This is a genomic window from Corynebacterium sp. HMSC076D02 (assembly GCF_001813815.1).
Taxonomy (GTDB): domain Bacteria; phylum Actinomycetota; class Actinomycetes; order Mycobacteriales; family Mycobacteriaceae; genus Corynebacterium; species Corynebacterium simulans.
On sequence record NZ_KV814071.1, the window covers coordinates 32,860 to 44,140 of the forward strand.

At 59.2% G+C, this 11,281-nt stretch carries 12 protein-coding genes and 1 pseudogene; 8 read left to right on the top strand and 5 right to left on the bottom strand.

The annotated features are described in order from the left end of the window. Positions 1-504 (top strand): LuxR C-terminal-related transcriptional regulator (locus HMPREF2935_RS09975; protein WP_246817823.1); only part of this gene is annotated, 504 nt, incomplete at its 5' end. Next, the gene (locus HMPREF2935_RS09980) at positions 505-1,503 is read left to right on the top strand and encodes an NAD(P)-binding domain-containing protein (RefSeq protein WP_070733039.1); all 999 of its coding nucleotides are present in this window, start codon (positions 505-507) and stop codon (positions 1,501-1,503) included. Here the strand turns inward: HMPREF2935_RS09980 and HMPREF2935_RS09985 are convergent. Further along, positions 1,500-2,156 carry a TetR/AcrR family transcriptional regulator gene (locus HMPREF2935_RS09985; protein ID WP_070733042.1) on the bottom strand — a complete coding sequence of 219 codons (657 nt, stop codon included), beginning with the start codon at positions 2,154-2,156 and terminating at the stop codon, positions 1,500-1,502. The two genes, HMPREF2935_RS09980 and HMPREF2935_RS09985, sit on opposite strands and share 4 nt — an antisense overlap. Before the next feature lie 110 nt (positions 2,157-2,266). Here HMPREF2935_RS09985 and HMPREF2935_RS09990 point away from each other — a divergent pair, with 110 nt between their 5' ends. Continuing rightward, positions 2,267-3,280: an ABC transporter permease gene (locus tag HMPREF2935_RS09990; protein ID WP_061925253.1), complete on the top strand. Its 1,014-nt coding sequence runs from the start codon at positions 2,267-2,269 to the stop codon at positions 3,278-3,280. A gap of 18 nt (positions 3,281-3,298) precedes the next feature. On the opposite strand, the gene HMPREF2935_RS09995 is transcribed toward HMPREF2935_RS09990, so the two are convergent. Further along, the gene (locus tag HMPREF2935_RS09995; RefSeq protein WP_049146716.1) at positions 3,299-3,886 is read right to left on the bottom strand and encodes a VanZ family protein; all 588 of its coding nucleotides are present in this window, start codon (positions 3,884-3,886) and stop codon (positions 3,299-3,301) included. Between the two features lie 87 nt (positions 3,887-3,973). Here HMPREF2935_RS09995 and HMPREF2935_RS10000 point away from each other — a divergent pair, with 87 nt between their 5' ends. Then, positions 3,974-4,942, top strand: a complete 969-nt coding sequence (locus HMPREF2935_RS10000; protein ID WP_070733081.1) for an acrylyl-CoA reductase family protein — start codon at positions 3,974-3,976, stop codon at positions 4,940-4,942. A 59-nt stretch (positions 4,943-5,001) separates the two neighbouring features. Further along, positions 5,002-5,874, top strand: a complete 873-nt coding sequence (locus HMPREF2935_RS10005; RefSeq protein WP_070733044.1) for a hypothetical protein — start codon at positions 5,002-5,004, stop codon at positions 5,872-5,874. Between the two features lie 18 nt (positions 5,875-5,892). Here HMPREF2935_RS10005 and HMPREF2935_RS10010 read toward each other — a convergent pair whose 3' ends face one another. The 3 genes from HMPREF2935_RS10010 to HMPREF2935_RS10020 all read right to left on the bottom strand — a co-directional run bounded on the left by HMPREF2935_RS10010 (position 5,893) and on the right by HMPREF2935_RS10020 (position 9,490). Next, complete coding sequence (locus HMPREF2935_RS10010) at positions 5,893-7,218, bottom strand: MFS transporter (protein WP_070733046.1); 1,326 nt, start codon at positions 7,216-7,218, stop codon at positions 5,893-5,895. Between the two features lie 45 nt (positions 7,219-7,263). After that, the gene (locus tag HMPREF2935_RS10015) at positions 7,264-8,529 is read right to left on the bottom strand and encodes an AMP-binding protein (protein ID WP_275437348.1); all 1,266 of its coding nucleotides are present in this window, start codon (positions 8,527-8,529) and stop codon (positions 7,264-7,266) included. Positions 8,530-8,881: 352 nt separating this feature from the next. Then, the gene (locus tag HMPREF2935_RS10020) at positions 8,882-9,490 is read right to left on the bottom strand and encodes a TetR/AcrR family transcriptional regulator (RefSeq protein ID WP_061925260.1); all 609 of its coding nucleotides are present in this window, start codon (positions 9,488-9,490) and stop codon (positions 8,882-8,884) included. A 99-nt stretch (positions 9,491-9,589) separates the two neighbouring features. Here HMPREF2935_RS10020 and HMPREF2935_RS10025 point away from each other — a divergent pair, with 99 nt between their 5' ends. The 3 genes and pseudogenes from HMPREF2935_RS10025 to HMPREF2935_RS13640 all read left to right on the top strand — a co-directional run. Further along, on the top strand, positions 9,590-10,024 hold the full coding sequence (locus HMPREF2935_RS10025; protein ID WP_062036661.1) for a hotdog fold thioesterase: 435 nt from the start codon (positions 9,590-9,592) through the stop codon (positions 10,022-10,024). Positions 10,025-10,157: 133 nt separating this feature from the next. Continuing rightward, positions 10,158-11,126 carry a 1,2-phenylacetyl-CoA epoxidase subunit PaaA gene (gene paaA, locus HMPREF2935_RS10030; RefSeq protein WP_070733048.1) on the top strand — a complete coding sequence of 323 codons (969 nt, stop codon included), beginning with the start codon at positions 10,158-10,160 and terminating at the stop codon, positions 11,124-11,126. 48 nt (positions 11,127-11,174) lie between these two features. Further along, positions 11,175-11,281, top strand: a pseudogene (locus tag HMPREF2935_RS13640) (1,2-phenylacetyl-CoA epoxidase subunit B); the annotation flags it as partial.

Sequence of the window (11,281 nt, forward strand, 5' to 3'; positions counted from 1 at the left end):
GTCGCCAAGCTTGCAGCTCCCGATGCTCCACATGTTGACGTGGTCATTTGCGATATCCAGATGCCCGGCACCGATGGCATTGCGGCCACTTCCCAGCTCGCCCAGGCTGGCGGCCCGCCGGTGCTCATCCTCACCACCTATGACACCCAATCCGACATCGTTTCCGCCGTGGAGGCAGGCGCCCTGGGCTATCTCCTAAAGGATGCGCCGGAGCAGGCGCTTCACGACGCCGTCCTGGCCACGGCCGCCGGCAAACGCACCCTAGCGCCCGAGGTGGCAGCACTTTTGGCCGAGCGCATCACCCGCCCCGAGGTGGCACTTTCCGGCCGCGAGCTGGAGATCCTAGAAGTCCTGGCCACGGGCAAATCGAATAAGGAGCTTGCCCAGCGCCTGTTTATCTCGGAAGCTACAGTGAAGACGCACTTGATTCACATCTATCAGAAGCTGGGCGTGGATACCCGCACAGCGGCTGTCACCGTGGCCCGAGAAAGGAAGCTCATTTAAGTGTCCGCGCAGGTTTATGATTGCCTCGTTTTAGGTGGCGGCCAAGCAGGGCTGGCCGCGGGCTATTACCTGCGCAGAAAGGGCTTGAACTTCGCCATCTTGGATGCGGAATCACGCCCCGGTGGTGCATGGCTGCACACCTGGCCCTCGCTGACTTTATTTAGCACCACGAGCGCCTCCAACCTACCGGGCTGGCCCATGCCTTTTTATGAAGGTTTCCCACCGGCGAGCCATGTAGTGGATTATCTAACTCGCTACGAGGAGCGCTATGAGCTGCCGGTACGACGCCCCTTCATGGTTGAGTCCGTGGAGCACGATGGCGAGTTCTTCCACGTCTACTCGGACACGGAACGTTTGATGGCCCGCACCGTGGTGGCGGCCACGGGTACCTGGCGTGCGCCCTTCATCCCGTACTACCCCGGTAAGTTTGCGGGGACACAATGGCATTCGGCCATTTATCCCGGCGTCGCGGAGTTCAGCGGCTCCCGCGTGGCAGTGGTGGGCGCGGCCAATTCCGGCGCACAGATCGCGGCAGATCTGCTGCTTGAAGACATTTCCACGACCTGGCTAACGAGGGGCGAGCCGCGCTGGATGCCTGACGACGTCGACGGACGCGTGCTCTTCCGGCGCAACCGCGAGCGTCTCAACGCCATCAATCGCGGCGAGCCTGACCCCGGCGCGGATACGAACCTGGGCGATATCGTCATGGTCCCGCCGGTGCTCAAGGCGCGTGATGAAGGGCTCCTGCGCGCCACCCCGATGCCGGATTCCCTCGACGACATCGACGCGGATCACCTGATTTGGGCCACCGGCTTCCGGCCCGCACTTCGCCCCATTTCTCGCCTCCTGGTAGACCGCCAGCCCACCGTGCCGGGGCTCTTCCTCGTGGGATACGGCACGTGGACTGGCCCGGGCTCAGCCACCATCACGGGTGTTAGCCCCTTTGCCAAGCAGGCGGCTACCGATGTCGCGGAGTTCGTGAAAAACCTCAAGCCTTAGCCTTGGTTAGATAGGAGCGTCTCGATAGCGGGATACATGTCCTCCACTATGTCGTCGATGCTCTTCTCCGTCATCAGCGGAACCTCCACGACGTAGCGAGCAATCGCCGTTCCAATGAGAATAGGACCCAAATACGCGATCTTGCCCAGGAGATTACCTTCACTAATCGTACTTTGGGCGAACTCTGTTTCTAAAAGGGCCGTTACGAAGCTGTCCATGATCGATTCACGGAGGATAGCTGATGCATGTGAAGAGCCAATGCCGCCGCGAACCACAGCACGCAAACGCGGACCCATGTCCTCGCTTTCCCACAGGCGCAGATAGTTCGCGATGAATCCTCGAAGGTCAGTAGACGCCCCCAACTGAGCCGGAAGCATTTTTAGGACCGCGATTACCGCATCGAACAAGCCGTCCTTGTTCTTGAAGTAATGCATGACGAGAGCGGGATCGACGTCGGCTTCTTTGGCGACCGCGCGGATGGTGGTGGCTTCGAAGCCCACCTCGCTAAACCTCATGCAGGCGGCTTCCAGAATTTTCTCGCGCGCTTCTGGGGCGCCTGGACGACGTCCAGCTTTCTTGCGCTCTGCCTTTTTATGCTCAGCCCCTGGCTGAGCACCGTCACCGGATTCTTCGACCTTGCCTTTAGCTGCCATGGCTTCAACCTTACTTCCTCGAACCCTCGAAGAATTCATCACGTGTTGACTTTCAACAACTGTTGAAATATCTTATTCAACAAGCGTTGAAAATCAAGCAAAGGAACGACATGAAAGACTGGACCAAGGCAATCGCCGTTGGATTCTTGGCACCTCTCGCAGTGTGCCTCTTCGTACCTGCCTTCTTGTGGCCCATGGCCACGATGACCCCCAAAGACCTCCCACTCGCAGTAGTTGGAACCCAAGAACAAGTGAGCAAGGTTTCTGAAGCCTTTGAGCAGAAGCAACCCAGACTCTTCGAGATAACACCTGTAGAAGACCGCGCAGCCGCGGTATCCCTCATCGAAGAACACGAGGCTTACGGCGCCATCGTGCTGGGCCAAGAACCAGAGGTCCTCACCGCAAGCGCTGCCGGCGCCGCACAAGGCAACATCGTGAAGAACCTCGCGCAACCAGTAGAGGCAATGGCAAACCAGCAAGCTCAGGCGATGGCTGCCGCGAAGGGCATCCCGGCTGACGCACTCCCTAACGTCACCGTCAAGACCACCGACGTTGTGCCCACCAGCAGCGAAGACCCGCAGGGCCTCGCCATGAATATGGCTATTATCCCCGTTGCCATCGGCGGCATGCTCGGTGCAGCGATTCCTTCCTTCCTCCTGAAGCGAAACTCGCAGCGTCTCCTCGCCCTAGCAATCTTTGCCCCCATTGCCGGACTGCTCACCACCGCAGTAATCGGCGGAGTATTCGGATTACTGCCAGATAGTTTCTGGGCATCGACCGGCGTATTCACACTAGGCATCGCCGCAGTCTCCAGCTTCATCCTAGGCCTAAGGGCGCTGCTTGGCGCCCCCGGCTTTGGTCTCGGCGCACTGACCATCATGCTGGTGGGCAACCCACTGGCCGGTACCATGGCCCCCAAGGAATTCGTGTCCGGCAGCTGGGGATACTTCGGCCAGTTCCTGCCTAACGGCGCCACAGCTACGCTGCTGCGCCTGGTTAACTACTTCCCTGCAGCAAGTATCGCCACCCAGGTATGGACTCTGCTCGCATGGGTAGCCTTCGGACTAGTCCTTCTCGGCAGTGGAATTGTGCGAGAGTCGCGCTCCGCAAAGAAGGCCGCGTAGAAAACTCAGAGCAGAAGATTAAGCAACAAACCCCGTGACTAGCGCGCAGCCCAAAACGGTTAGCGCGGTCGCTGCAATGAATCCCATACGGTGTAGGACTTTGGACTGCAGCTCTTTGCTTATCCGGGCCAAAAAGAATGCGCCCACGGCGGTGCCCAAGGTGTTGAACACAAGGTCATCAACGTCGCTGAAGCCGAGGGCGAAGAGGTACTGGAGGGTTTCGATGCTCAAGCTCAGCGCCAAGCCGGCCAGGATGGTTCCGCCGAGGCCAAAGCGCACGCGGCGCAGATTCTGGCCCATCACGATAAGGCTTGCGCCGAGTGGCATAAACAACAAGAAATTGCCGATGGTGTTGGTCCAAGGCCCGTACCAGATGGTCGGATGATCAAAACCGTTGAACATTTGCAGATCTAAGCTTCGCACCGCATGCGCGGAGGCATTGACCACGCCGGGGATCTCAATGAAGGATTTACCCAACGTCGCCACACCAACAACGAGCAGCACGAGCGCCGTGACTAGAAGTGAGTCACGGCGCAGCGTTTGGTGGCGGCGCGGGGCCGCCGGAATACGGCTGCGCGAATGAGTGGTTTGTTCGGTAACGAGCATGTCCGAGAATCTAACAACAAAAGCTGTACTTTTGCCGTGTACTTCGCTGGCAAAACACTGATTCATAATGGGCGTACCATCGTGGGCATGAGCACACTCAAAGTCACGCGAAACGAAGACGGTTCCATCTCTCACGCTTTCGAGGATGAGCCGATTCTGGCCGAGGGCGACGTACTGGTTAACGTTTCCCATTCTTCGTTGAACTACAAGGATGCAATGGCACTCGACGGTAACAAGGGCGTCATGCGCATCAACCCGCTGGTGCCGGGCATCGACGTCGTGGGCACCGTTGCGGAGTCAAACGATGAACGTCTACCTGAGGGCGCCCTGGTGGCCGCTTTCGGCGACGGCTTGGGAGAATTCCGCCACGGCGGCTACACCACTAAGCAGCGCGTGAATGCCAACGCCACCCTCGTGGTTCCGGAGCGCTTCACCGCTGCCGACGCCGCAGCAATCGGCACCGCGGGCTACACCGCCGCCATCTGCGTCAACCAGCTGCTCACCCACGGCACGCGCGAGGGCCATGTGCTGGTCACTGGCGCCACGGGCGGCGTGGGCTCCATCGCCGTCCAATTGCTCAAGTCCCTGGGCTTCGAGGTCACCGCCGTTACCGGCCGCGTTGATAGCGAAAGCGAGTACTTGCAGGCCCTGGGCGCAGACCACATCATTGATCGCTCCGAGCTCTCGGAGACCGGCCGTCCGCTGCAGAAGGCGCTTTACGACGGCGCGGTAGACACCGCTGGCTCCACCGTCTTGGCCAACGTCTTGGCGCAGGTCAAGTGGGGCGGCGTCGTGGCAGCAACCGGCATGGCCGCTGGTCCTGACCTCCCGGCTTCGGTACTGCCATTCATCCTGCGCGGCATCGTCCTGGCAGGCGGCAACTCCGTCGACGCACCGCTCAAGGTCCGCGAGGATGCCTGGAAGCTGCTGGACGAGCACCTCGATCTTGAGATGCTGCACTCTATTTCCAGCACCGTTGCGCTCGACGATGTCGCAGACGCCGCCAAGGAGCTACTCGCCGGCACCCGCCATGGCCGCACCATCGTAGAAATCTAGACAAACTATTTAACAGCGCTGGGGACGATTAATTTTCCCAGCGCTGTTACTATTTTCCTATGCGTTCCCGCCTCTGCCTCTCTGCTGCCGCGCTGGTTGGCACCCTCGCCGCCGGCCTCGTCACACCCGCTGCCCACGCTGGCATCACCATCGACCCTAACGCTGTGCCCGGGCGTACTCAGGTCACGCTGCGCTACAGCAATGGCACAGTGGTCTCTACTGCTAATTCCCACGAATCTCGCCCGGCGCTTTCCTTGGTCAAGCTCTACTTGGGCTATTGGGTGCTGCAGCACGGCGCTCCGGCGGATAAAGCCCGCGTGGAGAACATGATTCGTTTCAGCGAGGACGGCACGGCCACAGACTTGGACCGCCGCTACCCGCAGGCAATCCCTGAGGTCATCGGCCAGTTTGGCCTGCATGAGACCCACTACCCAGGATTCTGGGGCAACACCACTACCTCTACTGAGGACCTTGCGCGCTTTACCTCCGCGATTGTGGGCGACCCACTAGCCACGCCAATTATCAATGGTATGCGCACCGCTTCCCCCGTTGCCGCTGACGGCTATAAGCAAGACTTTGGCACCTCACGCGTGCCGGGTGTTGTGGGCACGAAGTTCGGCTGGGACGATAACCGCAACGTCCATGCCACCGCCTCCTTTGGCAATGGCTTTACCATCGCCGCGAATACTTATGGCGCGGCCTCCCAGCTCACCGGCGACATCTTGGGTGCTGTTCGCATCACCGCTGACGGCATCCGCAATTCGGGCCGCCAGCCTTCCCCGCTGGAGCAGCAAATCCTCAACTTCGTGCCGGTGCAGTTCCACGCCCCAGCCCGCCAGGCAATCCGCGGTGCCGAAGATTCAGTGACCAACGCCCAGCTACAGTTCTGCGCCTTGGCCGCCCAGGCAGGCTCTTCGCACTTATGCGCCTAGTTTAGAAGTCAGATACTTCTAAACGTGCAGGTCGCGGTCCTGAATGCCCTTTGGCACCATGAGAACGCCGATGAGAGAGATGGCGGAGATGACAATCGCGTAGGTAGCGATAGCCATGGAGGTCTTGTATTCAGTGAAGAGCATCTCCGCGATCATCGGGGCGAAAGCACCACCGATGATGGAGCCAAACGCGTAGCCGATTGAAACACCCGAGAGGCGTACCTTCACTGGGAACATCTCCGCGTAGAGCGCGGACTGGGGACCATAGGTGGCACCCAGCATGGTCGCCAGGATGAGAACCGCACCACCGAAGAGGGCAAGATTGCCGGAGTCAACAGCCATCCAGGACGGAATGGACCACGCAGCCAACGCAATGTAGCCCACGATGAAGGTGCGCTTGCGGCCCACCTTGTCCGACAGGTGGCCGAAGTAGAGGGTGCCAGCGAACCAGCCGATGGATGCAATGAGCGCGATTAGCAGGGCGTCGGTGCGCGAGTAGCCCACTACCTTGGTGCCATAAGAGGTGAAGTAGGCGATGACAAAGTAGCCCACAGCGTTGTTAGCGGCGAAGATGAGCGCGCACTTAATGACGGTGCCGGTGTGGCTCTTGAACAGGACCGCCAAGGGGGCAGATTCCTTCTTCTGAAGATCCTGCAGCTCAGCGAATGCTGGAGACTCTTCCACCGCGCGGCGGATAAAGTAGCCCAGAAGAATCAGGACAACAGAGGACAGGAAGGGGATACGCCAGCCCCATGCCAAGAACTGCTCCTGCGTCAAGACCGCGGAAAGCAAAAGCATGAAGATGGTGGCCAGGAACATTCCGAGCGGAACTCCCACCTGTGGGAAGGCGCCGAAGAGGCCGCGGCGGCCGCGTGGCGCGTGTTCCACGGCGAGCATTGCCGCACCGCCCCACTCGCCGCCAGCAGAAAGCCCCTGCAGCACGCGCAGCGCCACCAACAGGATTGGGGCGGCCATGCCGATTGCAGAATAGTTGGGCAAGACACCCATGAGCATGGTGGCTAGCCCCATGCCAATCAGAGTGATGACAAGAACTGGCTTGCGGCCCAGCCGGTCACCCAAGTGACCTGCGATGATAGCACCCAGCGGGCGGAACAGGAATGAGATACCCAATGAAGCCCAGGAAATGATCTGCGCGAGCGAGGCGTTTTCATTCGAGACTGGGTCAAAGTACTGCGTGGCGAAAATAAGACCCGCAGCTTGGGCGTAGATAAAGAAGTCGAACCATTCGATGGTGGTTCCGACCATGGAGCCAGCGAGCACGCGCTTGTGCTCCCGAGTAATTCCAGTTGCCGGTTGGCTACGTTCAATTACAGGTGCAGACATAGGGTGACTCTCTCTATGGGTGCAAAAGCAGATGGATAAGGTCGATTACTTATCGCGGTTATCGACGATGCGCTTTGCCTTGCCCTCACCGCAGTCAACGTGGTCAACCACATCGACGCCGACGGAGATACCGATGCGGTTCTTGATCTGCTTCTTGAGCCAATCACCCGATGCTTCGATATCAGACTGGGCAACGTCTGTTGCATGTTCAACAACCAGCGTCAGGTGATCCATGCGCCCCTTCTTCGACAGGATGCATTGGTAGCGCGGGCGCAGGTTGGAATCCTCAGTGATGATTTCCTCAAACTGGGATGGGAAACAGTTCACGCCGCGCAGAATGATCATGTCGTCGTTTCGAGCCGAAATTCGGTCGATGCGGCGCATGGAACGCGCTGTTCCCGGCAGCAGGCGAGTGATGTCGTGCGTACGGTAACGGATGATCGGGAATGCTTCCTTGGTCAAGGAAGAAATCACGAGCTCGCCGTATTCTCCATCAGGCACCGGCTGCAGGGTTTCTGGGTCAATGATCTCTGGGTAGAAGTGATCCTCCCAGACGGTCAGACCGTCCTTGGTTTCCACGCATTCTTGCGCAACACCAGGACCCATGACCTCAGAGAGGCCATAAATATCGGTGGCCGTGATGCCAAAGCCTTCTTCGAGCTCGCGACGCATGCCCTCAGTCCACGGCTCGGCGCCGAAGACGCCAGCTCGAAGCGAGGTTTCACGCGGGTCGATGCCGTCTTTACGCATACGATCCAAAAGGTTAAGCATGTAGGACGGGGTGCCAAGGATGGCATCCGGCTGGAAGTCCTGCATGATCTGAATCTGGCGCTCGGTTTGACCACCAGAGGTTGGGATTGCGGTCGCGCCCAGCTCCTCGACGCCGTAGTGAGCGCCAAGACCACCGGTGAAAAGGCCGTAGCCGAAGGTGATCTGCACCTTATCGCTTGGGCGCAGGCCACCGGCACGCAGGGAACGAGCCACGAGTTCAGACCAGATTTTCACGTCATTTTGGGTATACCCCACCACGGTTGGGCGGCCGGTAGTGCCGGAGGACGCGTGGATACGGGAGATCTGGCTCTGGTTTACAGCAAACATTCCGAACGGATACTCGGAGCGCAGCGTTTCTTTGTCAGTGAACGGGAACTTGGCAAAGTCTGCCAGCTCCTTGAAGTCATCGGGGTGGACGCCTAGTTCATCAAACGCACGGCGGTAGTGAGGGACGTTGTAGTACGCGTGGCGCAGCTCGTTCTTTGCGCGCTGCGTCTGTAACGCGATGATTTCGTCGCGGGAAGCATACTCAATGCCCATCTGCGGGCCGTGGTGATCAGAAAAGATGTCAAACGTTGCGGTCACGTTGTTGCCTTTCGACTCGGGAGAATTGAGGTCCACACCCGCATTCCCTCGAAAGCGCTGCTCGAGATATTTAACTGTCTTGCTTGGGTTTAGCCGAGGAATATTAACCTCGGCGAATTAATGACCTACCGTTCGTTCAGGTAAATCATGTGACGTACAATACAAGGTCAGTACGTGAGTTACAACACAATTAAAAAAGTTTCATGACCCAGGGCACATTTCCCGTTGGGAAAACGCAGCTAAGGCCTAGAATTTTTCTCTCACAGATTCTCCCCAGTCGAGCTACCCCCGCAGCACCCCAAAACTTCTAGCCCCTCAGGCCACCAAACAACAAGCCCACCACAGCATCGGCGACTTCCTCCGCCTCCAGCTTGCCGCCCGGGTTGTACCACTCCGCCACTGAGTTGACCATGCCAAAGACCATGCGAGTCAAGATCGCAGCGTCCAGGTCAGACCTGATTGCGCCATCCTCCTGAGCATCGCGCACGAGCGGGATAACTGAGCGGGTTAGCTTACGACGTCGCTCCAAAGCGCGGGACTCAACCTCCGAGTTGCCACGCAGCCGCAGCAGCAAAGACACCGACTGCGGGTCTACACACAGCACATGAATGGACCCCTCCACCAGGCAGCGCACACGCTCCCCGGAAGCCAAGTCCGAATCTTTAACCTCGGCAACCACGGCCTCAAGCTCGCTGAGCGCGCGGGCAACCGTCAGCTCCAAAATCTCCTCTTTTGAAGAGATGTGGTGATAGAGCGCCGACTTTGTAATTCCCAGCTCGTGCGCAACATGCCCCATCGATGTCGCGTCATATCCACGGGCATTAAAAGCGCGCACAGCCGCGCTAATTACATCATCACGGGAATAGCCCGGGCGACCCCGCCCGGCACCAACATTTGCTTCAACCACGGTCCCCATTCAAGCAGAACGGCCAAAAAATGGTTAGACTCTCCAATCACCACACCCCCATTTCTCATCGAGTGCTTGCTCTAGATCTCCAGCTAACTAGGAGCATCCATGAGCCAGATCCTGCGCCCCGGCGTGGCCGAATCTGAAGAATTCGCCCACGTCCGCGCCATGTTTGAAAGCGATAAAGCCACCGCGCACATCGGCGCGGAGATTACCAAGCTCGAACTTGGACACTGCGAAGGCCAATTCACCATCCGCCCAGAGATGTGCAACGGCCACGGCACAGCACAGGGCGGTTTTCTCTACACCTTTGCCGATTCACTTTTTGCCGGCGCGTGCAACTCCCCCGGCGAAGTCGCCGTCGCTGCCCACAACTCCATTCACTACATCGCCCCCGCTTTCGAGGGCGACGTCGTCAGTGGCGTAGCCATCACGCGCGAGACTTGGGGACGCAACGGAATCGTCGACGTTTCGCTGAACATCCACGGCAAACCCATCGCGGAGTTCCGCGGAACCTTCCGCGTCCTGCCAGCCAAGAAGTAACGAAGTCCCCCCAAGAAACTAGAGACACATCACAAAATGTGTTGACGTAGGTCACAGATCTCCCATATACTGACCAACCATTCAGTAAGTAATACCCCGCTTACTCCTCCATCCGGATAGAAGGATTTCCTCCATGACTACCACTGACTCCGCACTCGCCAGCGCAGAGGCAGAAGCACGCTTCGACGAGCTCATTGCGGAAGATTCCCGCATTGAGCCCACCGACTGGATGCCGGCCGCCTATCGCAAGACGCTGACCCGCCAGATCTCCCAGCACGCGCACTCCGAGATCATCGGCATGCAGCCAGAAGCCAACTGGATCACCCGCGCACCATCACTTAAGCGCAAGGCAATCCTCATGGCCAAGGTGCAGGACGAGGCAGGCCACGGCCTTTACCTCTACTCCGCCGCCGAGACCCTCGGCACCTCCCGCGATGAGCTGGTACAACAGCTTCTTGATGGCACGGCGAAGTACTCCTCCATCTTCAACTACCCGGCGCGCACCTGGGCAGACATCGGAGCAATCGGCTGGCTGGTCGACGGTGCGGCAATCTGCAACCAGGTCCCACTGTGCCGCGCTTCCTATGCCCCATACGGCCGCGCCATGGTGCGCATCTGCAAGGAAGAATCCTTCCACCAGCGCCAAGGCTGGGAGATCCTCTACGAACTCTCCCACGGCACCCCGGAGCAGAAGCAGATGGCGCAGGAAGCAATCAACCGCTTCTACGGCCCTGCCCTGCAGATGTTCGGCCCGCCAGATGACGATTCCCCGAACTCCAAGCAGTCCATGGAGTGGAAGATCAAACGTTTCTCCAACGATGAGCTGCGCCAGCGCTTCGTCGACATGATCGTTCCGCAGGCTGAGGCCCTGGGCCTGCACTTCGAGGACCCGGATCTCAAGTGGAACGAGGAGCGCGGTCACTACGACTTCGGCGAGCTGGACTGGGCAGAGTTCAAGTCCGTCATCAAGGGCGAGGGTCCCTGCAACGTGCAGAGGATGCAGCGACGTCGCCAAGCGCATGCCGACGGCGCCTGGGTCCGTGAGGCTGCCGCAGCCTACGCCGAGAAGCACCACTCGGCTGATACCTCGCTCATCGCTTAACGCCTAAGCACACTGCCCAACCTGCTTCGAGACCATAAGGAAGGTTCCATGTCCAGCTCTAACTGGCCCATGTGGGAGGTCTTTGTACGTTCCTCCCGCGGCCTCTCTCACGTCCATGCCGGCTCGCTCCACGCACCGGATGCCACAATGGCCCT